General features: G+C 67.5%; 22 protein-coding genes. 11 read left to right on the top strand and 11 right to left on the bottom strand.

Annotated features, from left to right (window positions below; translation table 11 throughout):
• Positions 1-75: 75 nt before the first annotated feature.
• Both HMPREF0043_RS00110 and HMPREF0043_RS00105 read right to left on the bottom strand, forming a co-directional pair.
• Entirely contained in the window at positions 76-1,437 is a 1,362-nt protein-coding gene (locus HMPREF0043_RS00110) for an anaerobic C4-dicarboxylate transporter (RefSeq protein WP_021600681.1), read from the bottom strand.
• Between the two features lie 263 nt (positions 1,438-1,700).
• A complete protein-coding gene (locus HMPREF0043_RS00105; RefSeq protein WP_021600679.1) occupies positions 1,701-2,780 on the bottom strand; it encodes an inositol-3-phosphate synthase in 1,080 nt (359 codons plus the stop codon).
• Between the two features lie 313 nt (positions 2,781-3,093).
• Between HMPREF0043_RS00105 and HMPREF0043_RS00100 the strand changes: the two genes are divergently transcribed.
• The 6 genes from HMPREF0043_RS00100 to rplI all read left to right on the top strand — a co-directional run bounded on the left by HMPREF0043_RS00100 (position 3,094) and on the right by rplI (position 8,881).
• Entirely contained in the window at positions 3,094-4,617 is a 1,524-nt protein-coding gene (locus HMPREF0043_RS00100; RefSeq protein WP_021600678.1) for an AI-2E family transporter, read from the top strand.
• Between the two features lie 3 nt (positions 4,618-4,620).
• On the top strand, positions 4,621-6,876 hold the full coding sequence (locus tag HMPREF0043_RS00095) for a transglycosylase domain-containing protein (RefSeq protein WP_084431849.1): 2,256 nt from the start codon (positions 4,621-4,623) through the stop codon (positions 6,874-6,876).
• A gap of 359 nt (positions 6,877-7,235) precedes the next feature.
• Positions 7,236-7,523 (top strand): 30S ribosomal protein S6, encoded by a 288-nt coding sequence (rpsF, locus tag HMPREF0043_RS00090; protein ID WP_021600676.1) that lies wholly within the window; start codon positions 7,236-7,238, stop codon positions 7,521-7,523.
• Positions 7,524-7,551: 28 nt separating this feature from the next.
• Positions 7,552-8,085 carry a single-stranded DNA-binding protein gene (locus tag HMPREF0043_RS00085; protein WP_021600675.1) on the top strand — a complete coding sequence of 178 codons (534 nt, stop codon included), beginning with the start codon at positions 7,552-7,554 and terminating at the stop codon, positions 8,083-8,085.
• Positions 8,086-8,159: 74 nt separating this feature from the next.
• Positions 8,160-8,396, top strand: a complete 237-nt coding sequence (gene rpsR, locus HMPREF0043_RS00080) for a 30S ribosomal protein S18 (RefSeq protein ID WP_021600674.1) — start codon at positions 8,160-8,162, stop codon at positions 8,394-8,396.
• Positions 8,397-8,407: 11 nt separating this feature from the next.
• Entirely contained in the window at positions 8,408-8,881 is a 474-nt protein-coding gene (gene rplI / locus HMPREF0043_RS00075; protein ID WP_021600673.1) for a 50S ribosomal protein L9, read from the top strand.
• Between the two features lie 94 nt (positions 8,882-8,975).
• On the opposite strand, the gene HMPREF0043_RS00070 is transcribed toward rplI, so the two are convergent.
• Positions 8,976-10,403, bottom strand: a complete 1,428-nt coding sequence (locus HMPREF0043_RS00070; RefSeq protein ID WP_040317436.1) for an MATE family efflux transporter — start codon at positions 10,401-10,403, stop codon at positions 8,976-8,978.
• 506 nt (positions 10,404-10,909) lie between these two features.
• Between HMPREF0043_RS00070 and dnaB the strand changes: the two genes are divergently transcribed.
• A complete protein-coding gene (gene dnaB, locus HMPREF0043_RS00065; protein ID WP_021600670.1) occupies positions 10,910-12,274 on the top strand; it encodes a replicative DNA helicase in 1,365 nt (454 codons plus the stop codon).
• A gap of 433 nt (positions 12,275-12,707) precedes the next feature.
• Here the strand turns inward: dnaB and HMPREF0043_RS00060 are convergent, their stop codons facing one another.
• The 5 genes from HMPREF0043_RS00060 to HMPREF0043_RS00040 all read right to left on the bottom strand — a co-directional run bounded on the left by HMPREF0043_RS00060 (position 12,708) and on the right by HMPREF0043_RS00040 (position 17,392).
• Positions 12,708-13,511 (bottom strand): hydroxymethylpyrimidine/phosphomethylpyrimidine kinase, encoded by an 804-nt coding sequence (locus tag HMPREF0043_RS00060; protein WP_021600669.1) that lies wholly within the window; start codon positions 13,509-13,511, stop codon positions 12,708-12,710.
• Between the two features lie 296 nt (positions 13,512-13,807).
• A complete protein-coding gene (locus tag HMPREF0043_RS00055) occupies positions 13,808-14,251 on the bottom strand; it encodes a GNAT family N-acetyltransferase (protein ID WP_021600668.1) in 444 nt (147 codons plus the stop codon).
• Positions 14,252-14,362: 111 nt separating this feature from the next.
• A complete protein-coding gene (locus HMPREF0043_RS00050; protein ID WP_332248418.1) occupies positions 14,363-15,154 on the bottom strand; it encodes an aldo/keto reductase in 792 nt (263 codons plus the stop codon).
• Positions 15,155-15,278: 124 nt separating this feature from the next.
• Entirely contained in the window at positions 15,279-15,842 is a 564-nt protein-coding gene (locus HMPREF0043_RS00045) for a rhomboid family intramembrane serine protease (protein ID WP_021600666.1), read from the bottom strand.
• 152 nt (positions 15,843-15,994) lie between these two features.
• Positions 15,995-17,392, bottom strand: a complete 1,398-nt coding sequence (locus HMPREF0043_RS00040) for an NAD-dependent malic enzyme (RefSeq protein WP_021600664.1) — start codon at positions 17,390-17,392, stop codon at positions 15,995-15,997.
• Positions 17,393-17,552: 160 nt separating this feature from the next.
• Here HMPREF0043_RS00040 and HMPREF0043_RS00035 point away from each other — a divergent pair, with 160 nt between their 5' ends.
• The 3 genes from HMPREF0043_RS00035 (at position 17,553) to HMPREF0043_RS00025 (ending at position 20,669) form a co-directional block, all read left to right on the top strand.
• The gene (locus HMPREF0043_RS00035; protein WP_021600662.1) at positions 17,553-19,022 is read left to right on the top strand and encodes an alpha/beta fold hydrolase; all 1,470 of its coding nucleotides are present in this window, start codon (positions 17,553-17,555) and stop codon (positions 19,020-19,022) included.
• A gap of 27 nt (positions 19,023-19,049) precedes the next feature.
• Positions 19,050-20,201, top strand: a complete 1,152-nt coding sequence (moaA, locus tag HMPREF0043_RS00030; RefSeq protein WP_040317435.1) for a GTP 3',8-cyclase MoaA — start codon at positions 19,050-19,052, stop codon at positions 20,199-20,201.
• A gap of 180 nt (positions 20,202-20,381) precedes the next feature.
• The gene (locus HMPREF0043_RS00025; protein ID WP_021600659.1) at positions 20,382-20,669 is read left to right on the top strand and encodes a MoaD/ThiS family protein; all 288 of its coding nucleotides are present in this window, start codon (positions 20,382-20,384) and stop codon (positions 20,667-20,669) included.
• 243 nt (positions 20,670-20,912) lie between these two features.
• On the opposite strand, the gene HMPREF0043_RS00020 is transcribed toward HMPREF0043_RS00025, so the two are convergent.
• The 3 genes from HMPREF0043_RS00020 to HMPREF0043_RS00010 all read right to left on the bottom strand — a co-directional run bounded on the left by HMPREF0043_RS00020 (position 20,913) and on the right by HMPREF0043_RS00010 (position 23,244).
• Positions 20,913-21,881, bottom strand: a complete 969-nt coding sequence (locus tag HMPREF0043_RS00020; RefSeq protein ID WP_021600658.1) for a molybdenum cofactor biosynthesis protein MoaE — start codon at positions 21,879-21,881, stop codon at positions 20,913-20,915.
• Between the two features lie 248 nt (positions 21,882-22,129).
• Entirely contained in the window at positions 22,130-22,657 is a 528-nt protein-coding gene (locus HMPREF0043_RS00015; protein WP_021600656.1) for a carboxymuconolactone decarboxylase family protein, read from the bottom strand.
• Positions 22,654-23,244, bottom strand: a complete 591-nt coding sequence (locus tag HMPREF0043_RS00010; RefSeq protein WP_021600655.1) for a peroxiredoxin — start codon at positions 23,242-23,244, stop codon at positions 22,654-22,656. Before HMPREF0043_RS00010 ends, HMPREF0043_RS00015 begins: the two co-directional genes overlap by 4 nt.
• A gap of 145 nt (positions 23,245-23,389) precedes the next feature.
• Between HMPREF0043_RS00010 and HMPREF0043_RS00005 the strand changes: the two genes are divergently transcribed.
• Positions 23,390-23,996, top strand: a 607-nt coding sequence (locus HMPREF0043_RS00005; protein WP_040317434.1) for a HesA/MoeB/ThiF family protein, incomplete at its 3' end; no start/stop codon positions are given.

Raw genomic sequence — 23,996 nt, 5'->3', positions numbered from 1 at the left:
GACCGCGTTGCCGGGGCGATCCGGAGCTCATGCGCCCGAGCTTTTCGGATACTCCTGTTCGTCCGTTCGGAGGGGTCAGCCGCCGAGGAGGATGTGCGCCAGGCCCGTCCCCACCAGGCACGACGTGATGACGCAGATGAATCCGGGAACGAGGAACGAGTGGTTGATGATGTACTTCCCTATGTGCGTCGTGCCCGTCCGGTCGAAGCCGATGGCGGCGAGGTCCGAGGGGTAGGTGGGCAGGACGAAGTATCCGTAGGCCGCCCCGTAGAAGCCGACGAGCGTGACCGGGTCCACCCCGAGCTGCAGGCCGAGGGGGGCGATCACCAGCAGCGCCGCGGCCTGGGAGTTCACCAGCTTGCCCACGACGAACAGGATGATGGCGTAGGTCCACGGGTAGTCGCTCATGATGCGGGAGAGGGAGCTCTCGAGCGCCTTGATGTGGGCGCCCATGAAGGTCTCCGTCATCCAGGCCACGCCGAACACTGAGAAGATCGCCGTCATCCCCGAGCGGTAGACGGGCCCCCGGTTGATCTTCGAACCGTCGACTTTGCACGTCAGGAGGATGACCGCCCCGGCTAGGAGCATGATCATCTGGATGACCAGGTTCATCGACAGGGGCTCGGCGGCGCCTCCCTTCCCGGTGGGGAATTTCGGGCGCAGCGCGGTGGAGGTGCCGAGGACCACCACCACGAGGATGGCCGAGAAGAAGATCGCGACGGATCGGTAGGCCTCCTTCGGGAAGGACTTGCCGATGAGGGAGTCCGAGTCCGCGTAGACGTAGTCGCGGAACCCCGGGTCCTTCAGCTTCTCCTGGAACACGGGGTCCTCGTCCAGGTCCTTTCCGCGGCGCATGCTCCACAGCGCGGCCAGGAGCACGCCGCACAGCGAGCCCGGAAGGGAGACCATGAGGATCTGGGGGATCGACCAGCCCAGGTTCGTCTCCTTGTGGAGGATCCCGACGAGCGAGACGGTCGCCACCGAGACCGGAGAGGCGGTGATGCCCATCTGGGCCGCCACCGAGGAGATGGCCATCGGGCGTTCGGGGCGGATGTTCTTCTTGATCGCGATGTCGGAGATGATCGGGAGCATCGTGTAGACGACGTGGCCCGTGCCGCAGAGCACCGTGAGGGTCCACGTGGTCAGCGGCCCGAGGATCGTGATCTGTGAGGGGTGTTTGCGCAGAATTCGCTCAGCGAACTGCATGAGCACGTCCAGTCCGCCGGAGGCCTGGAGAGTCGAGGCGCATCCTATGACGGCCAGGATCGTCAGCATGACGTCGACCGGGGGGTCGCCCGGCTTGAGGTGGAAGGCGAAGACGAGGACGACCAGTCCGATGCCGGAGATGAGGCCGAGTCCCATGCCCCCGTAGTGGGTTCCCACGAGCAGGCACCCGAGGATGACGACGATTTGGAGTGTGATGACGAGAGCTTGCATGGCGTCCCCGCGAAGGTGGTCGACAGGTGTGTATGCACACCTTATGCAAGCCGTGTGCGTCTCACATGCGATTGGCCGACCGGTCCGTTCCGCAGGGGCCGTATTGCGTCACGCCCTCCTTGCGAATGTGACTTCCGTCCCCCGATGGCTGGAGAGGCGAGGAAGGGAAGCGGCGTTCTCGGCTGTCGACGGCGAACGCCCTGAAGGCGGCGAGCCGGCCCCACGAGGGGAGCGGGCTGCAGCCCGCTCCCCTCGCCTTTCGACTACCTCTCGACGTCGCCGCGGATGAAGGCCTCGACGGATTCGCGGGCCGCGTCGTCGGGACGCTGTTCCATCGGGGACTTCATCAGGTAGGACGACGGCGACAGCAGCGCCCCGCCGATCCCCCGGTCGAGCCCGATCTTGGCGGCGCGCACGGCGTCGATGATGATGCCGGCCGAATTCGGCGAGTCCCACACTTCGAGCTTGTACTCCAGCGACACGGGGACGTCGCCGAAGTTGCGGCCCTCCAGGCGGACGAAGGCCCATTTGCGGTCGTCGAGCCAGGCGACGTAGTCCGAGGGGCCGATGTGCACGTCGTGGTCGTCGAGCCGCGATTGAAGGTTGGACTGGACGGCGTTCGTCTTGGAGATCTTCTTCGATTCCAGGCGCTCGCGCTCGAGCATGTTCATGAAGTCCATGTTGCCGCCCACGTTGAGCTGGTAGGTGCGGTCCACGGTGACGCCGCGGTCCTCGAAGAGCTTGGCCAGAACCCTGTGGGTGATGGTCGCGCCGATCTGGGACTTGATGTCGTCGCCGACGACCGGCACGCCCGCGGCGGCGAACTTATCCGACCACTCCTTCGTCGAGGCGATGAAGACGGGCATGGCGTTGACGAAGGCCACGCGCGCGTCGATGGCACACTGGGCGTAGAACCTGGCCGCCTGCTCCGAACCGACCGGCAGGTAGCTGACGAGGACGTCGACCTTCTTGTCTTTGAGGATTCTCACGACGTCGGCCGGTGCCGCGGGCGACTCCTCGATCTGCCCCTGGTAGTACTTGCCCAGGCCGTCGAGAGTGTGGCCGCGCTCGACCGTCACGCCCGTGGGGGGCACGTCGGCGAACTTGATCGTGTTGTTCTCGGAGGAGGCGATGGCGTCTGCGAGGTCGAAGCCGACCTTCTTGGCATCGACGTCGAAGGCCGTGACGAACTCGAGGTCGCGAACGTGATACGGGCCGAACTGGACGTGCATGAGGCCGGGGACCTGCGTGGACGGATCGGCGTCTTTGTAGTATTCGACGCCCTGGATGAGTGACGAGGCGCAGTTGCCCACGCCAACGATCGCTACTCGGATTGTGCTCATTAACTCTCCTATGAATGTGTAGGGCAGTAGCGCTGTCGGAGTCCGTACAACTCGTCGAGACCTGCCGGGAGCGGTGTCGCGCGTGGCCGATCGCGTCGGACCGCGGCGTCACATCGGCGTGATGATGCCGCTCACCGGAGCCATCGTAGCCCGTGGGAGGGCCGGAGGGGGAACCGGGGATGCGGCGCCCGGCCCGGGACGGGGCCCTCAGGGGGCTGTGATGACCATATCGGTTTGGCCGTGCTCTGGGGCTTCGTCCAGGCTGATAGGGCAGACTAGTCTTCAGTAAGCCCTCGATGCCCCAGGAGGCCATATGTCACCGAAGGACCGAGTCCCAGCGGCTCAGGCGGGCCCGGCCGGGCCCGCGGACCCCGAGGAGGACGGGCCTGCCGCGCCCAGCCGGGCCGAGCCCGCCGACGCGCCGGATTCCGGTGCGGCTCCAGGCGAAGGGACGCCGTCCCGCGGCGGACGCACCGAGGAGGCCGGCTCGGCGGAGGAGTTCCCAGGGCAGGCGGCGATCGAGCCGGCGGGCCCCTCGGCTCGGCAGGCGGGCCGAAGCGGCGTGGGCGCCGGGGGCGCGGGGCGAGGGCTCCGGCCCGAGGTAGGAAGGGCCGGAGGCACGGTCCCGCCGGGAATGAAGGCACTCGTCGTCGTCGCCCTCGTGACGGTGTGCTGTGCGGGGCTCAACCAGGTGCAGAACATGGTCGCTCCGGCGTTCTTCGCGCTGACCCTGGTGCTCACCGTCCGCCCGATACACCGGTGGCTCGTCAGGAAGGGGCTCCCGCCGTGGCTGTCGGGCCTGAGCACGATGGCCGCCCTGGCCGCGGTGCTCCTGGGCACGGTCGGCCTGACGGTGTGGTCGCTCGTGGGCCTTCCCGACACGCTGAGCAAGTACAAGGGCAGCTTCGAGGACATCGTCCGCCAGCTGAGGGATCTGGCGGCCAAGTACGACTTCGACTTCGACACGGCCAAACTCCAGGACGAGCTGCTCAAGAACCTGGACTTCGACCGGATCCTGGAGATGGTCTCGACCCTCGTCAACTACCTCACGTCCGCGGGATCGCTCATCGCGCTCATCGCGCTGGCCATGCTGTTCATCACCGTCGACACGATGACGATGGACTTCCGCTCCAGGGTGCTGGCCAACCACGACTCCTCCCTGCACGAGGCTCTCTGCGGCTTCGAGGGGCGAGTGCGCCAGTACTGGCTCGTCTCGACGATCTTCGGCATCATCGTCGCCGTCATCGACGGCATCGTCCTGTGGTTCCTCGACGTCCCGCTCCCCGTGGCCTGGGTGATGGTAAGCTTCATCACGAACTACATACCGAACATCGGGTTCGTCATGGGGGTCATCCCGCCCGCGGTGATGGCCCTCGTCGACTCCGGCTGGGTGACGGCGGTGTGGGTCATAGCCTTGTACTCGATCATCAACTTCGTCATCCAGGGGATCTTCCAGCCCAAGATCACGGGCGACGCCGTCGGCCTCTCCACGACGATCACCTTCCTCTCGCTCATATTCTGGACGGTGGTCATCGGGCCTCTCGGGGCCATCCTCGCCGTCCCCCTCACCCTCTTCGCCAAGGCGGTGCTCGTGGATTCGAGTCCGGCGACCAGGTGGCTGGAAGTCTTCCTCATCCCCGAGTCGGAGGCGAAGAAACGTTCGGAGCACGGGATATACGATGAGGAGAATCCGGCCGCCGACGACTTCGTCGACTTCATGGAGGCCGAATTGGGCGAGCAGGCGAAAGCGCGGAGGGAAGCACGAAGGAGACAGGCCCGCAAGGGTGCGCGTCGGCAGTCGCTGTTGCGGCAGACCGAACGACAGCCTGAAAGGTAAGGGATGGCACACACGCGAAGACCGACGGGGGACGTATCGAGCGTCAAAGGCGGGAGGGCCGCTGGGCAGGCCTTCCCCATGCGCAGGACTCGGCGCGGCAAGCTCCGCCCGGTTCGCAAGCGCGGATGGAACTATCCCCGGGCGGGCTACGGGCCGATCCGACGATGGGTCCCGAGCTGGCGCATCGTCCTGGCGTCCGTCTTCCTCTTCCTGGCGATGGGAGTGGGGGCGGTCGGCTATCTGTACGTGACCATCGACATCCCCCAGCCAGGCGACTTCGCCTTGGCCCGCACGACCACCGTCTACTACTCGGACGGCAAGACGAAGATGGGGACGTTCGCGCAGTACGAGCGCGAGCCGATAAAGCTCTCCGACCTCCCGGACACGGTGCCCCACGCCGTCGTCGCCTCGGAGGACAGCTCCTTCTACACGAACAGCGGCATCTCCCCGCGCGGGATCGCGCGCGCCGTCGTCAACAACCTCCGGGGAGGCCACCGTCAGGGTGCGTCGACGATCACTCAACAGTACGTGGAGCGCTATTACCTGGGGACGACGAGGGGGTATCTCGGCAAGCTGAAGGAGGCCCTCCTGGCGATCAAGATCGACCAGCAGCAGTCCAAGAACGAGATCTTGGAGAACTACCTCAACACGATCTACTTCGGGCGGGGCGCCTACGGAATCGAGATGGCGGCTCAGAAGTACTTCGGGATCCACGCCCAGCAGCTCAACCTCTCCCAGTCCGCCATGCTCTCGGCCATCATCCCCTCCCCGAGCGGGTGGGATCCAGCGGTCAACCCCGAGAAGGCCAAGGAGCGCTGGACGCGCGTCCTGAACCGCATGGTCGGCGAAGGCTACATCTCCAAGCAGGAGGCCGAGTCCGCCTCCTTCCCGCAGACTATCCCTCCGGGGACGTCGTCGGCGTTCTCCGGGACGAACGGGTATCTGCTCGCCGCGGTGGATTCCGAACTCCGGGCCACGAAGAAGTTCACTGCCGACGATCTCAATCAGAACGGCTTGAAGATCGTCACCACGATCGACCCGAAAATGCAGAAGGCGTCCGTCGACGCCGTCGCCGGGCTGCCCAAGGACAGGCCGGCCAACAACTACGTGGGGCTGGTCTCCGTCGATCCGCGCACCGGCGAGATCTATGCGATGTACGGCGGTGCGGATTACAAGGCGCGGGAGCGCAACGCGGTCACTCAGGACCGCGCCCAGGCCGGATCCACGTTCAAGCCTTTCACCCTCCTGGCGGCCCTGGACAGCGGGAAGTCGCTGAGCGAACGGCTCGACTCCTCCACGCCGAAGGTGTTCAGCGGCAACAAGGTCCAGAACTTCGACGGCAAGGACCGGGGGAAGATCGACTTGATCACCGCGACGAAGTACTCCGTGAACACTGCCTACGTTCAGCTCAACGAGGATGTAGGCCCCGACAAGACGAAGAAGGCCGCCATCACGGCCGGGATACCGGAGAACACCCCCGGCTTGGACAGCACCCTGACGAACGTACTCGGATCGGCTTCGCCCCGGCCGATCGACATGGCGAAGGCGTACTCGGTCTTCGCGAATCAGGGTGTGAGCACCACCCCCCACATCGTGCGCAGTGTGCAGAACAAGAACGGGGAAACGGTGTACACGGCTGAGACGGAGGGCAAGCGGGTCTTTGAGTCGGAGCTCATGAGCCAGATGAACTACGCCTTGCAGAGCGTGACGTCTTCGGACGGGACGGGGTCCACCGCGGGTAAGCTCGACCGGCCGGTGGCCGGCAAGACCGGCACGTCGTCGGGGCCGTGGTCCGCGTGGTTCATCGGCTACACGCCGCAGATGGTGACGGTCGTCGACATGTACCAGGTGGGGTCCAAGGGCGAGGAAGAGGTCCTCACCCCCTTCGGCAAGTACACCTACGGCATCGGCGGCGGGTCGTTCCCCGCGGAGATCTGGCTCCGGTACATGGAGGTCGCCACCGACGGCATGAAGGTCGAGAACTTCCCGAAGCCGAAGAAGCGCGTGACGCCCACGGGCGACGACGAGACGGAGACGCCGGCCAAAAAGCCGAGCCAGGCGCCGACGACGAGGGGCAGACCGACGTCTTCGTCGCCCGGCGTCTCGCCGACGCCGACCGAGCGCACCCCGTCCGAGCCGACGCGCACGCCGACCCCGACCCCGACCAGGACTCCCGAACCCACCACGCCGCCTGCCGTTGTGCCTTCGGCCTCTCCTCCTCCCGAGCCGAGTAAAGATGCGACACAGCAGACCCAATAGCCTTGGCTCCAAGAGACCGGACGCTGCGCCTCGCCGGGGAAGGCCTCGCTCGGGAGCCGGTGAGCGTTCGGCGCGGCGGGCGCCGGGGACGAGATCCCAACTCCGCCCGGTCGCCGGCGAACGCTGTCTGCTGCCCCAAGGGGCCGGTGCATGGGCGCGACGGCCCGGGGGCGGTCGGCCGGAGACTGGCCAACGCCTTCCCCTCACGGGTAGAATCCGTTTCCGGTGCCCGGCCCGGCTATCGGGATGTTCGGTCTTCCGGCCCGCCCCGGCCTTCGGGCCGTTCCGGCGCCAGACGCATTGACCCTCCTGTCATGGAGAGACCATGACCGCACAGACCAGAGGAGGTGGGTACGAGCATGCGTGACTACGAGATGATGATCATCATCGATCCGACCGTCGACGAACGCAACATCCAGACATTCGTCGACAAGCTGCTTCAGGTCGTCCCCAATGAGGGCGGCACCCTGGAGAAAGTCGACATTTGGGGCAAGCGCCGCCTTGCCTACGACATTAAGAAGCACTCCGAAGGCATCTACGCAGTCGTGACGATGAAGGCTACGCCCGCGATGGCCGGCGAGCTCGATCGTCAGCTTGGCCTGAACGAGGCCATTCTCCGCACGAAGCTGCTGCGCATCGAGGCCTGAGGAAGACGTCCACACCGAAGGAGAGACCATGGCAGGCGAACCGATCATCACCGTCGTCGGGAATCTGACCGGTGATCCGGAGCTTCGTTACGTGAGTTCGGGTACGCCCGTAGCTTCCTTCACCGTCGCCTCCACTCCGCGCACCCTGAACCGCCAGACCCAGCAGTGGGAGGACGGCGAGGCTATGTTCATCCGCTGCTCCGTGTGGCGGGAGCACGGCGAGAACGTCGCCGAGTCCCTGGCCAAGGGGATGCGGGTGGTCGTCACCGGCCGGCTGACCGTCCGCAATTACGAATACAACGGCGAACGGCGCACGAGCCTGGAGATGCAGGTGGACGAGATCGGCCCTTCTCTGCGCTACGCGCGCGCCCAGGTCACCAAGGTGACCGGAGGCGGCGGAAACTTCGGCGGTGGCGGCAACTACGGCAACAGCTACCAGGGCGGAGGCGGCGGGTACGGCGGCCGAGCGTCCTACGACGCTCCGCAGGGCGGGTCGGCGCACGATCCGTGGCAGAGCGCTCCGCAGGGCGGGTCGGCTTTCGACGACAACCCTCCCTTCTGATTCCCATCGTTCGACTTTCCCGGCGGCGCCAGCCGCCTGGTGGCTCCGGCCACCGCAACTGAAGGAGCATAACTATGGCGAAGCCGGTTCTTCGCAAGCCCAAGAAGAAGGCCAACCCTCTCAAGTCGGCCAAGATCGAGAACATCGACTACAAGGACACCGCCACGCTGCGCAAGTTCATCTCGGACCGCGGCAAGATCCGCGCTCGACGCGTCACGGGTGTCACCGTCCAGGAGCAGCGCAAGATCGCGCGGGCCGTCAAGAACGCCCGCGAGATGGCCCTGCTTCCCTACTCGAGTTCGACTCGCTGAGGAGGCCATCCATGAAGCTCATTCTGACGCATGACGTCGACGGTCTCGGGTCGGCCGGCGAGGTCGTCGAAGTCAAGGACGGATACGGCCGCAACTACCTCATTCCCCGCGGGTACGCGACGAAATGGACGAAAGGCGGTCAGAAGCAGGTCGACCAGATCGCGGAGGCCCGCCGTAAGCGCGCCATCGCCTCCCTCGAGGAGGCCAACGCTCTGCGCGACGCCCTCCAGTCGGAGGCTTTGACGATCGTCAAGACCGCGGGCGAGAGCGGGCGCCTGTTCGGCGCCGTCACCAACGCTGAGATCGCCGCCGCGGCGACGGAGGCCACCGGCAAGACGGTCGACCGCCGCACGATCAACGTGACGACGCCCATCAAGTCGCTCGGTTCCTATAAGGCGACCGCCAAGCTTCACGACGACATCGTCGCGAGTCTGACCATCGAGGTCGTCGAGGTCGTGACGAAGAAAAAGAAGAAGAAAAAGTGACGCTGATGCAGGGCCGCCCGCCGACGCGCGGGTGGCGCTGACGCGGAATGGGTGCGGGCGGCGGCCGGCCGCACCCATCTTCGTGGCACTGCGTTCACGGCGTGCCGAAGGGTTTGCCGGAACGGGCCCGGGCGAGCATCGTGCCGGCCCGGGCGGCCATGAAGACGCCGCCGTAGGCCGCCCACAGGGCGAAGAAGAGCCAGGCGCCCGGTACGTCGGGATACGCGCTGTGGACGGCCATGATCATCCAGGCGATCGGCGCGAACACGAAGAGGGCCGCGAGCATGTACCAGGCTAGGCGCCGGGTGTCCTGGGCTCCTATGAGCACTCCGTCGAGGATGTAGGCGACTGAGGCGAGCGGAAGGCAGCAGGCGATGACGATGAGCGTTCCGGTGGACAGGCTCCGCACCGCCGACTCGGCTCCCATGGCCGCCGGGATGGGGACGCTCGCGGCCGCCAGGGCGACCCCCAGTCCGATCCCGGTGGCCACGCCGTAGCGCAGGCACCGGCTGAGCACTGCGGGCACGTCGCCGATCGGCTCGGTTTGCCCCTCGCTTCCATGCGGCTCGGTTGGTCCGTCGCTTCTCCCCTGCGCCGGGGAGTCGACGTCTTTGGCGGCCGAACTCGCCCCTATCGCCGTCGATATGAGGATCTGGGCCGCCATGGCCAGCGAGTCGAGCCCGTAGGCGGCGAACTGCCAGACGGTCATCGCTATCTGGTTGGCGGCCAGCGCGACGGTCCCCAGGCTCGTGGCGGCGGCGATCTCGGCGAGGATGGACGCTCGCAGGCAGACCGTCCGCACGATGAGCGGCCACGACTGGCCGAGCGCTCCGAGGATTCCGCGCCGGCTCGGGGCCAGCGAGGCTCCGCTTCCCCGGGCGATCCTCGCGACGACGAACGCCAGCCATCCGCCCATGCCCGTCTCCGACAGCGCCGTTCCCAGGCCCGCGCCCGCCACGCCGAGACCGGCCGGGTAGATGAGTGCGAAGTTGAGGGGAATGTTGGCGACGGCCCCCGCGGTGGCCGCGTAGAGCGGGCGTTTGGTGTCGCCGAACCCCCGGAGCGTGCCGGTGGCGGCCAGCACCACGAGCATGCCGGGGAGCCCGACGGCCGAGGCGCGCAGATAGCGTGCGGCCTGCGCCGTGGTCGACGGTTCGGCGTTGAAGAGCTCGAGGACGGGTGTGGCGAAGAGGAGGAGGATCGCGCCCAGGATGCAGCCGATTCCTGCGGCCAACCAGATCCCCTCGACCCCGCGGCTGGCGGCGGCGCGCCGGTCTCCAGCGCCGACCAGCGTGCCGGTGGCGGCCGTCGTGGCGTAGGCGAGGAAGACGCACAGCCCTACGAGGGTGGACAGAAGAGTCGAGGCGAGCGCGAGCCCGGCCAGAGGGAGCGTTCCCAGGTGCCCGACCATCGCAGTGTCCGCCGCGACGAGGAGGGGTTGGGCCAGGAGAGTTGCCAGAGAAGGTAAAGCATACGCCCGGATCTGCCGGTCGATGCTCCGTCCGCGGGAGGTCGTCGACACTTTTCCAGATTACTCCCGGAGTGGGAAGAATCGTCTGAACCTCAAGTACGGGTTTAAGTCTCGGTGTGCGAAGCGTCATTGCAGGGGGCGGGGAAAGACGCCGCCGTTATCCACTTGTGTGGACAGGCCTGGGGACGGGATGGCGGGGTTTTCCTCCATCCCGTCCACAATTGTGGATAGACGCGCGAGAGAATGTGGACGAAACAGGGCTCCCTTCCACATCGCCTCCACACGGGCTGCACCGTGTCGCGAGCGTGTCTCCACACGTTATCCACAGGGGTGGATTTGCGTATTCCCGCTGAACTACTAACCTTGGGCGTGCGCGCTCAGACTCCGCAAGCGCCGCGAGGCGTAGTCGATCGCCGGGGTCGGCGTACGGGTGGGAAGCCCGCCCGTATCGCAGACCCGGTTCCCACAGGCCGACGGCCGGCCTGGGCATGGACGGCGAACGCAGTCAGCGGGTGTGGGCGGCGTCGCGAGCCTAGGTGTCGTCGATCGGAGGGAATATGACCGTGAGCGAGGGCGCCCAGCCCGGTTCGTCCTATGAGCGCGTTCCGCCGCAGAACGTCGATGCGGAGATGTCCGTGCTCGGCGGCATGATGCTCTCCAAGGACGCCATCGCCGACGTCATCGAGATCCTGCGCTCCGCCGACTTCTACAGGCCCGCCCACGCCAGCGTATACGAGGTCGTCATCGAGCTCTTCGGGCGGGGCGAGCCGGCCGACGCGGTCACCGTCGGCGCGGAGCTGAAAAAGAAGGGCGAGTTGGAGCGCATCGGCGGTCTGCCGTATCTCCACACGCTCGTCGCCACCGTCCCCACCGCGGCCAATGCCGCCTACTACGCGCGGATCGTGCGTGAACAGGCCCAGCTGCGCTCCCTCGTCGAGGCCGGGACGCGCATCGTCCAGCTCGGCTACACCACCGACGGGGCCGACGTCGAAGGCCTCATCAACCTCGCCCAGTCCGAGGTGTTCGCGATCTCCGAGCAGCGCCAGACCACCGACTACACGACCCTCGAGGAGATCGTCCCCGACCTGTACGAGGAGCTGGAGCGCAACGCCAACCGCGACGGCGGGCTCGACGGCGTCCCGACCGGCTTCTCCGAGTTGGATTCCAAGCTCAACGGACTGCGCGCGGGCCAGATGATCATCATCGCCGCACGTCCCGGCGGGGGAAAGTCGACCCTCGCCATGGACATCTGCCGCTCGGCCGCCGTCCACAACAACATGGCTTCCGCGTACTTCTCGCTGGAGATGAACCGGACGGAGCTGTCCATGCGCTTGCTGGCAGCCGAGTCGAGGGTGTTCCTCGACCGCATGATCAAGGGCGAGTTGGAGACGCGCGACTGGCAAGCCATCGCCCGCACCCTCGACAAGATCTCGCAGGCGCCGTTGATCGTCGACGACTCGCCCAATATGACGATGGGCGAGATCCGGGCGAAGTCGCGCCGCATGAAGCAGCAGCACGGCATCCAGCTCATCGTCATCGACTACCTCCAGCTGTTGACCTCCGGCGGCAAGGCCGTGGAGTCGCGTCAACAGGAGGTCTCCGAGTTCTCGCGGTCCATCAAGCTGCTGGCCAAGGAGCTGGAGATCCCGATCGTCGCGGTGGCCCAGCTCAACCGCGACTCGGAGAGGCGCAACGACAGGCGCCCTCAGGTCGCAGATCTGCGCGAGTCGGGCTCGCTGGAGCAGGACGCGGACGTCGTCCTGCTCATCCACAGGGACGACATGTTCAACAAGGATTCGGACAGGCGAGGCCTGGCGGAGATCATCATCGGCAAGCAGCGTTCCGGGCCCACGGGGACCCTCGAGCTGGAATTCCAAGGCCAGTACGCGCGTTTCGCCGAGAGTTTCGACCAGGGGATGTGATTCGCCGGATTGACATGACTTGAAATGATTTGAATCTGTTCGATCTGAGTCAATTCTCATCAACTCAAGTTAATACTATTTGAATCTTGCTAACATTATTCGGCGTGGTTTTCGACTGCCGATGCGGGCGGGCGAGGTTGGATCGGTGATGTGCGATTCCGGACTGATGGTCGGCGTCCGGCGAAGCTCACCTTTTCGTCGATTTCACCGGTCAATCTACCGGTGAAATACGCTTGCGACCGAGATTCCACCGGGTACTGCATTGTCTTACCGATTACCGCATTCGATGGTTTGACCGGAGACCGCATTCGATGCGTGTCAAACCCGCTAGACCCCTCAAATCGCACGTGAGCCCCTCACGGATAGGGCAGCCCAGGTGAATGCCGGCTCAGATAGATCGGCTCAAGTAAGTCGGCCCAGCTGAGCGTCAGGCTCAGGCCGAAGCGTAGGCGCCCTGCCATGCCCAGTCGAAGGGCGTTCCGGCTGGTACCCTTCCCTTGATCGACGCCGTCACGACGTCTTTGGCGACGCGGACGGCGTCGTGGATTCCGGCGCCCTTGGCCAGCTCGGCCGTGACGGCGGCCGCCAGGGTGCATCCTGCGCCGGACACCCTCTCGTGGCCGACCTTCGGCTCGGAGTAGACGGTGGCCGCCTCGCCGTCCCACAGGACATCGACGGCGTCGGGGCCGGGGAAGTCCACACCGCCCTTGACGAGGACGTAGCGGGGCCCCTGGGCGCTGATGATGCGGGCCGCTTCCGTCATCTCCTCGACGGTTTCGAGCCTGTCGAGACCCGAGAGGGTGCAGGCCTCGAAGTAGTTGGGCGTGGCGACGGTGGCCTGGGAGAGGATCTTTTCGCGCAGCTGGTCGTCGACTTCCCGGGCGGGGCCGAGATCGCCTCCCTTGCAGATAAGGACCGGGTCCACTACGACGTTCTTCCATGCCTGCCGTTTCAGGCCGGCGGCGACGACGTCGATCGTCGCCGCGGTGCCGAGCATGCCGACCTTCACGGTGTCCAGGGAGCGAATGGACGTTGCGGCCTCGATCTGATCGGCGATGAGGCCGGCGTCGAGAGGAACGAAACGGTGTGCCCAGTCGTTCTTCGGGTCCACCGAGACGACGCACGTGATCGTTCCCATTCCGAAGACGCCGAGTTGGTGGAAGGTCTTGAGGTCGACTTGGATTCCGGCTCCGCCGGTCGCTTCGGACCCGGCGATGACGTAGGCGTATGTGACCATGGCTCTCCTCAACGGTGCCCCCGGGCTTGCCGGCTGGCTCCGGCGGGGCTGCGCAGCGGCGGCATCGAGGGCGATGCAGTGGTGTCAATGGCTGATTCTACGGCCAGTGCCGCCTCCGTGCTGCATCGTCTCTCGATGCGAGACGCCCGCTCCCTGACGTGCCGCGTCATCGCCTGGATCGCCCGCTCTCGGGTTTCGCGCCTCGACCGGGCCCCGCACAGCCGCAGGCGCGGAGGCCACGAGTCGTGTCAGCCAGCGACTCGACCTTCGTGTGGGCCCCGTTACGAGCCGCCCTCCTATACGAGGCTCTTGAAGTACCGAGCGATCGGCCAGCGTTTGAAGCCCGCGGATTCGTACGTGTGCCTGGAAGCCTCATGGCCGGGGTCGTTGCCCGTCTCCACCATGGCCATCTTCATGCCCGCCGAGCGGATGACGTCGAAAGCGTGGTTGACGAGTTTGCTTCCAATGCCCCGGCGCTGGAACATGGGGTCGACCGCCAGCACGTAGATCTCGCCCATCTGGTCTTCGGGGTGGATGCGCACGCACACCCACCCCACGACGATCTCGTCGATGATCGCCACGGAGACGTTGTGCTGTTCGTCCCTGAGGACGGCGCGCAAGTCGGTCGGCTGGCGAACCTGGCACCCTTTGGGATAGTACGACGCGTACGCGACATCCGGGATGTTCGGCTCGAATCCGTCGAAGACTGGCTTCCACGAACGCCTGGAGAGTTCGAGCAAGGATTTCTCGTACCGTGGATCGTATGGAGCAATGCGTGCCTTGTTCACTGACGATCAATCGTCCTTCGCGGGGTCGGTTGGATAACTGAGCGCGGGGGCAGATGCAACGGTCTACTGGCCCACCCGCTTCATCGTATCCGGATTGTATCCCGTCCGCCCCGCTTCGCCGCGGTCGAGTTCGTCGATCGCCTCCACCTCGGCGATCGTCAGATGTACTTCGGCCGATCGGAGGTTCTCCTCGATGCGGGCGGGACTCGCCGACTTCGGGAAGATCACGTGCCCCTTGGCCAGATGCCAGGCGAGCACAGCCTGCGCGGGAGTGCATCCATGCGCGGCGGCGATGCCCGCCAGAAGCGGCTCTCCGGTGACGACGCCGCGCACAAGGGGAGCCCACGCTTCGACGACGATGCCGTTCTTCCGGCAGAACTCGGAGACTTCCCGATTGCCGAAATAGGGGTGGAGCTCGATCTGGTCGATGGCCGGCACGGTGTCGGAGCCCTCGATGAGCGTTTCGAGGTGGTGCTTCTGGAAGTTCGACACGCCGATCGACCGGGCGCGCCCGTCGGCCGCGAACTCTTCGAGGACCTTCCACGTCGTCAGGAAATCCCCGCCGTACTGGTCGGGCAGGGGCCAGTGGATGAGGAAGAGGTCGACGTAGTCGGTGCCCAGGAGCTTCAGCGAGGCGGCGAAGGACTCTCGCGCGGCGGCGGGTTCGTGATTCGAATTGTCGAGCTTGGTGGTCAGGAAGACGTCCTCGCGCGGAATCCCCGACGCGGCGATCGCCTGGCCGACCTCCGACTCGTTCCCGTACATCTGGGCCGTGTCGATGTGCCTGCATCCTTTGGACAGGGCGAACTCGACGATGCGCGGAGTGTCCTCGCGGCTCAGCTTGTATGTGCCCAAGCCGAGCTGCGGAATCGGGTGGCCGGTGTTCAGTGGGATATTCGGAATGCGTGGAAGAGTCATGGTTCCATTCTTCTGTTTTTTCTCATCATGGGGAAGTGACCATCGTCGCCCGAGGCGGACGTCATGCCTGCCCGCGCGGCTGAAGGAGCGGCGCGCTCGCGACACCGCCGAGGGCGCCGCCCAGGTGGGCGAGCCACGAGACGCCGGCCCTGAGGGGAAGCAGGCCGAAGAGCATGCTTCCGTAGGCGACGGCGACGACGATCGCGATCGCCATGTGGCTGGGCTGCCTCGTGTAGAAGGCCCGGACGAGGATGTAGGCGAGATACCCGAAGACGACGCCCGACGCTCCCAGCGTCACCGAGTTCGACGCCGCGAACGCCCACACGAGAAGCCCCGAGCCGAGGACCGAAACCAGCGTGACCGCGGCGAACGTCTGCGCTCCGGCCATGAGGACGAGGAGCCCGAGGACGAAGAGCGGGATCGTGTTGCCGATCAGGTGGGTCCAGCCGTGGTGCAGGACGGGGGCGGAGAAGATCTCCAGCAGCCCCTGCGTCGTGCGCGGGTGGACGCCGAAGCGGTCGAACCAGTGCCGCACCACGTGGTCGACCAGTTCGATTCCCCACAGGACGGCGACGATCGTCGCCATCGTCGTAGCGGCCTTCTTGAGCGTCATCTGGGATTCCATGCCCCCAGTCTCGCAGACGGCGCAGGTTCCGTGCGCGCGGCTGTTCAAGAGCTTCGGGAGGGGACTGGAATCGACCGGCCAGAAAGTCGCCTACGTCGAGTCGCCGCGCTGTCCGCCGGCGATCCGGCGGTGTGGGAACCGAGCGTCCGGCCTTACGACCGGTAGCTCGAACGCGTCACATGCTCCACGACCGCCCGCGACACCCGGTCGACCACGCGCGAATCGAAGACCCCGGGGATGATGTAGTTCGAGTTGCGTTCGCCGTCGGTGACGACGTCGGCCACCGCCACGGCCGCCGCGCGCAGCATCTCGTCGTCGATGCGCGCGGCGCCCGCGTCCAGCATGCCGCGGAATAGGCCGGGGAAGACGAGGACGTTGTTGATCTGGTTCGGATAGTCCGAGCGCCCGGTGGCCACGATCGCGGCGTGCTTGCCGGCGTCGCGCGGATCCACTTCGGGGGTGGGGTTGGCCATGGCGAAGACGATGGCGCCCTCGGCCATGGTGGACACGTCCTCCCCGGTGAGGATATTGCCGGAGGAGACGCCGATGAACACGTCGGCTCCTTCCAGAGCCTCCTGCAGGCTCCCTTGGAATCCGCGCGGATTCGTGTTCTGGGCGAGCCAGTTGCGGTGCGGATTGGCCTCCTCGCGGAACGGCCCGAGCGCGCCCTTGCGGCCGTAGCCGATGACGTCGCGGGCCCCGTGCAGCAGGAGCAGGCGGATGATGGCCGACCCCGCGGCGCCCACGCCCGAGACGACGATGCGCGCCTCCTCGATGTTCTTGCCCACGACTTTCAAGGCGTTGATCAGGGCCGCGAGGGTGACGATGGCGGTGCCGTGCTGGTCGTCGTGGAAGACGGGGATGTCCAGCTCCTCGCGCAGCCTCTCCTCGACATCGAAGCACCGCGGCGCCGCGATGTCCTCGAGGTTGATGCCGCCGTAGACGGGCGCGATGGCCTTGACGATCGAGATGATCTCCTCGGTGTCCTTCGTGTCGAGGCACACCGGCCAGGCGTCGACGTTGCCGAAGCGCTTGAAGAGAGCGGCCTTGCCTTCCATGACGGGCAGAGCCGCCTCCGGGCCGATGTCGCCCAGGCCGAGCACCGCGGTGCCGTCGGTGACGACGGCCACGGTGTTGCGTTTGATCGTGTACTGGCGGGCGAAGGAGCGGTCGCGCGCGATCTTCTTGCACACGCGCGCCACGCCCGGCGTGTAGATCCGGGCGAGATCCTGGCGCGTGCGCAGCGGGTTCTTCAGATCCACTGAGATCTTTCCGCCGGCGTGCGCCTGGAGGGTGGCGTCGGAGACCTCCTCGACGTTGGCTCCCACGAGCATCTCGATGTGATCGCGCACCGCCTGGACGTGTGCCGAGTTGACGCAGTCGCAGGTGAGGTTGACCGTCAGCTGGTTCTCCTGCGATTCGACCGTGTCGATGCCGGTCACCAGTCCGCCCGCGTCGGCCACGGCCTCCACCAGGTGTTGGGTGGCGCGCGGGTGAAGCGGAACGTTCACCTGCAGTGTCACGGTGTAGCTGGGACTTGGCATGGCCATGGGAAACCGCCTTCTTCTCGGGTCAGAGTGTGTCGTAGGACTCGTGCGAAGCCAATGATAGGCCTTCGGCCCGCCGGTATGGGAGCCGGTTCCCGAACGGCGTACGCGCAGTCGCGCATGCGCTGTTCTCCTCGGCCGTGCGGCCGGGTACATTGGACTCATGTACGACGCGACGTTCCGGATCCCCGGCCACACCATGGTCGAACACAGGCTCGAGGCCCCCCTCGACCGCTTCGGCGCGTTCGACCGCCTGACGGCTGGCAGCACGGCGTCGCAGCCCGCGCGGCCGTCCTCTCCCGGACCGGAGGAGCCCGCGCCGGCAGCGCCTGGGGCGGTGGGCTCCGAGGCGCCCGGAGCCCCGCAGGAGGGCACCGGACGGAAGGAAACCGCGGCCGCCCCGACGCGGATCGAAATCTTCGCCCGCGAATACGTACGCGAAGGCAGGGAAGACCGGCCCCGCCTCGTCTACTTCCAAGGTGGGCCCGGCTTCCCCGCGCCGAGGATGGCCCCCATCGGCTCTTGGCTGTCCACGGCGCTCGACCACTATCGGGTCGTCCTGCTCGACGAACGCGGCACCGGTTCGTCGCACCCGCTCGACGCCCAGGCCGTCACCGACGTCGGCGGCCCCGGGGCGCAGGCCGCGTACCTCTCCTGCTTCCGACAGGATTCGATCGTCGCCGACGCCGAAGACCTCCGCCGGGCTCTCCAGGACGAGCCGTGGAGCGCCCTCGGCCAGAGCTTCGGCGGCTTCGCCGTGACGGCCTACCTCTCCCAGGCGCCCGCGGGACTGTCCGAAGCTTTCATCACGGCCGGCCTCCCCTCCGTCGTCGACCACGCCGACGCCGTCTACCGGCTCACCTACGTCGAAACCGACAAGCGCAACCGCGAATTCTTCGCCCGCTACCCGGGCGACGAGGCGACCGCGTGGTCGATCGCGCGCCACCTGGCCGACGTCGAGGAGACGCTGCCCACGGGCGAGCGCCTGACACCGGGGCGATTCCGGCAGATCGGCGGCGTCCTGGGCAGAAGCTACGGGCTCGAACGCCTGCACTTCCTCCTGGAGGACGCCTTCCGGACCAAGCGGGGGAGCCGCCGCCTGCGGCCCCAATTCCTGGCGAGGATCGGCGCAGAGGTCTCGCTGAGGGCCTCGCCGCTGTACGGCGTCATGCACGAGGCGATCTACGCTCAGGCCTCCACGGGGGCGACGGCGTGGAGCGCCCACCGCGTCCGCGGCGAATTCCTCCAATTCCGCCTGCCCGACCTCGCCGAAGGCGGAGCCGGCGAAGCCGCGCTGGAGGCCGAGGGTCACGGCTTCAGATTCACCGGAGAGCACATGTACCCGTGGCAGATGCGCGAAGACCCCGCCCTGGCGCCGATGGCCGATGCAGCCGACCTCCTCGCCGCCGACGCCGCCCTGCCCGAGCTCTACAGCGCCGAGGCGCTCGCGGCCAATACAGTGCCCTCGGCGGCGTGGATCTACACCCCCGACATGTTCGTGCCGCACTCGCTGTCCGAGCGGACGGCGGAATTGGCGGGGATCGAACGGATCGTCTCCACGGAATTCCACCACGACGCACTGCATTCGGGAGGCCCGAAGATGATCGAGAAGCTCATAGCCGCGGTGCGGTGAGGCCATGCGGCGCGAACCGGGGAATCCATGAACGCCACGCCTGTCCCGGCCGGCCCGGCGGCTCCGCCCAACCCGGCGGTGCCCCTGGGAATGCCGGCCGTCCGCCGGCGAGTGGCCCGCGAAGGAGCTGGCTGCCGGGGGCGGCCCGACGTTCCCGGCTTGATCGACCGGTTCGGCCGGACGGCGGTGGACCTGCGCGTCTCGCTCACCGACAGGTGCAATCTCCGGTGCCGGTACTGCATGCCCGCCGAGGGGATTGAGCCGATGCCCGGGGAGAGAATCCTCACCGATGAAGAGGTCGTCCGGCTCGTACGCATCGGCGTCCAGGAGCTGGGCGTCCGCGAGGTGCGGTTCACGGGAGGCGAACCCCTCCTGCGCAAGGGCCTGGAAGGAATCGTCGCGGCGACCTCACGGCTGACGACGTGGAACGGCGCGCCCGTGGAGACCTCGCTCACGACGAACGGGCTCGGGCTCGTCCACCGCGCGACCGGGCTCAAGGCGGCCGGGCTCGACCGGGTCAACGTCTCCATGGACTCGGCCGACAGGCGAACCTACGCCATGCTCACGCGCCGCGACAGGTACGGCGACGCCGTCGCCGGCGCACGCGCCGCCGCGCGAGCGGGACTGCTTCCCGTCAAGGTCAACGCCGTGCTCATGCCGGGGGTCAACGACCGCCAAGCGCCCGACCTCCTCCTCCAGTCGCTCCTTGCCGGCTACAGGCTGCGCTTCATCGAGCGCATGCCGCTCGGCCCGCCGGGTACGTGGAGGGCCCAGGACGTCGTCACCGCCGACGAGATCCTGGGCATGCTCCGCCGGCATTTCGACCTCGCCCTCCGCCCCGCGGAGGAACGCGGCGCATCCCCGGCGCAGGAGTGGGACGTGGCACCCGGCCGGGCCCTCGGAGTGGAGCATCCGGGCGGCAGCGTCGGGGTCATCGCATCCGTCACCCGACCCTTCTGCGGGGACTGCGACCGCACCCGCCTGACCGCCGACGGGCAGATCCGCGCCTGCCTGTTCGCCGCGGCGGAGACAGACCTGCGCGGGCTGCTGCGGTCGGGCTGCTCGGACGAGGAGATAGCCCATGCGTGGCGTCTCGCCATGTGGGGCAAACAGGCCGGGCACGGAACCGACGACGGCTTCCTCCACCCCACCCGGCCCATGAGCGCGATCGGAGGATGAGGATGGCCGCGGGGTGAGGACGGTTGCGGGGCGCCGCCGCGCCGGTTCGGCTGAGGGAGTCGATCCGGCCGGGGACGACGGAAGGAACCGGGAAGAGGGCGAAGAGCCGAACGGTCGGGATGAGAAGGGCCATGTAGCCGGAAAGAGAGGAAGTCGCCTATGAGAGAGAGGAAGTCGCCTATGAGCGTTGCGAAGAGGGACCACGCCTGCCCGGACGTGACCGTGAACCTGCGGTACTTCGCCGCGGTCGCCGAAGCGGCGGGCACTCGCGGGGAGACGGTCGAGCTTCCCGCGGGGACGACCGCCGGGGACCTGCGGGATGCGCTGAACGCCCGGCACGGCGAGGCCTTCGCCCGGCAACTCGCCGTCAGCGCCTTCCTCGTCGATGGCGTCCGTTGGCCCGGCGAAGGCCTCCCCCTCGTCGGGCTGGTGCGCGTGGACGTGCTTCCGCCGTTCGCGGGCGGGTGATCTGGAAAAGCGCCCCGTCTGGAACCGGGGGAGTCTGGCAGCCTGGAGCGCGACGCCGTCCGGCGGGGCGCTTCGGCCGTTCGCGGGAAGGAGCCGTTGCCGTGCGGAGCACGAACGGGACAGCCTCCGCCGGTCGCGGATGGGGTGAAGGTTCGCCCGGTCGCGGCGCGGTCGGACCGGTGATGTTCGTATATACAAACATCTAGCTTGCTCCAGCCCACTCCGGCGCGGTCGCAGGAGCGGTCAGACGGCTCCCGTCCACTCGGACGTGCCGTCGGCGAAGAACTGGCGTTTCCACACGGGAAGCTGGAGTTTCACCTTCTCGACGACGTCTTCGAGCACCCGGAGGGCCTCCTTGCGGTGCGCCGCCGAGACCGCGGCGCCGAGCGCCACGTCCCCGACCTCCGCGTGGCCGGTCCGGTGCAGCACGGCTATCCGGGACGCTCCCGATCCCCGGGCGGCGTCCTCGGCGATGCGCCGGACGACCGCGTCGGCGTCGGGGTGCGCCTCGTAGTCGATGGCGACGACGGCCCGGCCTTCGTCGTGGTCGCGGACCTGCCCGCGGAACGTGACGATTGCGCCCGCGGCGGGGGTGCCCACCAGTTCGGCGAGGCGGCCGACGTCGACGGCCTGGCGGCTGACGCCCGCCAGGACGACGGCCGCATCCCGGCCGTCCGATTCGCCGCGATTCTGAACCCGGAGGGTCGCGGCCTCGTGCGGCGTGAAGGCGAGCGGGTGGTCGGAGTCGTCGAGCTGTTCGACGATGTGGGCCAGTCGCGGGCCGACGGCGCCGACGGCGTCGCGCACGCCTCCGACCGACCCCGGCGCGTTCAGGACGAAGGCCCGCGAGCCCCGGTGCTCGACGATCCCCGCCAGCCCCCGGGAGAGCGCCGCGCTGGGCACGCGCGGATTGTCCCGCAGGAGGTTCTCGATCCCCGGTATCCTCCGGGAGATGAGGGGAGCGGTCGCCTCCGGGGTGAGGTCGCGGCTCGTGATGCCGGTGCCGCCGGCAGTGACGATCACCCGGGCGCCGTTCTCGACCGCCGCCAGGATCGCGCCCTGGACGCTGTCGATGCCGTCGGGGACGACGGCCGGCCCGGTGACGGATCCGAATTTGCCGAGCAGGTCGGCTGCCAGGGGCCCCGACAGGTCCTCGCGCGCGCCCTGCGCGCAGCGGTCCGAGACGGTGATGACGGCTATGGTCAGCGGCATGGACGCCAGTCTAGCCCGGTCTGTCGGTTCTCCCCGGGCTGCATTCGGGCGGCGCGCCGGCCGGAGACCACGCGGATCCCAGTGCGCGCCGGAGCGTCGCACGCCGGTCGGACGCCGGCGCCGAATGGCGCCCGCACGCCAGTTCCTCCCAGTCACCAGCCGCCCCAGCCCCGGGGCCGGCCGATGTCGGGGTGGCAGCCTTTGTAGGCCTGGCACAGTCCTCCCCGGCCCCGGGGATCGGCCGGCGGTCAGGCGAGCTGTTCGGCAATCGTCGTCGCCCGGGCGAGGCCCGCCGTCGTCGCGGCGATGCGAAGCGCGTCCATGACGCCTTCCTTCGAGATGCCGGCCTTCAGGCAGTCCTCGGCGTGCGCGGCGGTGCAGAACTCGCAGTGCCCGATGGCTGAGACCGCGAAGGACCACAGATCGAAATCCGCCTTGTCCACGCCGGGGTTGGCGATGACGTTCATGCGCAGGCCCGCGCGTTCGTTCGCGAAGTCGTCTCCCATGTTCCCCTTGGCCGAGTAGAAGACGTTGTTCATCCCCATGACGGCCGCGGCGGCGAGCGCCGCGGCGTACGCCTCCTCGGACAGGTAATCGCCCGCCTCCTCGGAGATCTCGCGCAACACGGTGGCCGAGCCGGTCGCGGCGGCGCAGGCCAGGAAGGTCCCCCATTTCTTCTGCTCGTCGAGGTTCGTGGAGCGCGCCAGGGAGCCGAGGTTCAGCTTCAAGTCCTTGGCGTAGCCGGGAACGGCGTTCTTCAGGGATTCGATGCTCATTTCAGGGTCTCTCCGATCTTTTCGGCGACGTCGATGGTCGGGTCGTTCTTCCTCCAGTTGCACGCGCACAGCTCGTCGGACTGGAGCGCGTCGATGACGCGGAGGACGTCGTCGACGTTCCGGCCGACCGAGTCCGAGGTGATCGAGACGTACTGGATGACGTTGCCGGGGTCGATCACGAAGGTCGCTCGGTCGGCGGTGCCGTCGGCTCGCTTGACGCCGCAGGCGACCATGAGGTCCCGGTTGGTGTCGGCGAGCATGGGGAAGGGGACGGTCTTCAGATCCTCGTTCTGGGCGCGCCACTGGAAATGGCAGAATTCGTTGTCCCCGGAGACTCCGAGGATCTGCACGTCGCGGTCCTCGAATTCGCCGTTGAGCCTGCCGAAGGCGGCGATCTCCGTGGGGCAGACGAAGGTGAAGTCCTTGGGCCAGAAGAAGACGACGCGCCATTTGCCGGGGTGGCTCTCTTCGGTGATCTCCTCGAAGTAGTCGTCCGGCTGGGCGACGCCCATGGCGCGCAGATCGCCGCCCTTCAGAGCCGTGAGTCGGTAGGCGGGGAATTCGTCGCCGATGGTCAGAACCGGCATGCGTCTCCTTTGTTCGTGTCCGGTGGGTGAGCGATTCGCTAATCTGGATTTATTCCAGTCTATATGGTTTTCGGGATCTGGGCGATGTGACGTCCCTCGCGGGGGAGGCCACCGGCCTGCCGGCCGCCCGGCTACGATGAATGCCATGGACCTCGCACCGATCGTCCGCGCGGCCGGGGGGCTTTCGGCCGTGCAGCGAGCGCGCTATTCACGCCAGATCCTCCTCAACGGCTTCGGCGAGGAGGCTCAGCTCCGCCTGCTCGCCTCGCGCGTGCTCGTCGTCGGGGCGGGGGGCCTCGGTTCGCCCGCCCTCCTCTATTTGGCGGCCGCGGGCGTGGGCGCGATCGGGATCGTCGACGACGACGCCGTCGCCCTGTCCAACCTCCACCGGCAGGTGATCCATGACTCGTCCGGCGTCGGCGCGGCGAAGACGGCCTGCGCTGCTGCGCACATCCGGGCGCTCAACCCGGACGTGACCGTCGTCGAGCACCGGGAGCGGCTCACCGAGGCCAATGTGCGGCGGATCATGGAGGGCTACGACGTCGTCCTGGACGGCGCGGACAATTTCCCCACCCGCTACGTCGTCGACGCGGCGTGCTCGGATCTGTCCGTCCCCGAGGTCTGGGGCTCGGTCCTCCGCTACGCCGCCCAGGTCTGCGTGTTCTGGACCGGTCCGCGGGCGCGCGCCGCAGGCGTGCCCGACCCCGGCGTGTGCCTGCGCGACCTCTTCCCCAGCCCGCCCCCGCCCGGCT

Origin of the sequence: Actinobaculum sp. oral taxon 183 str. F0552 (assembly GCF_000466165.1) — a bacterium.
In the GTDB taxonomy this organism is placed as follows: domain Bacteria; phylum Actinomycetota; class Actinomycetes; order Actinomycetales; family Actinomycetaceae; genus Peptidiphaga.
This window is presented reverse-complemented; position numbering and strand designations above follow the sequence as displayed.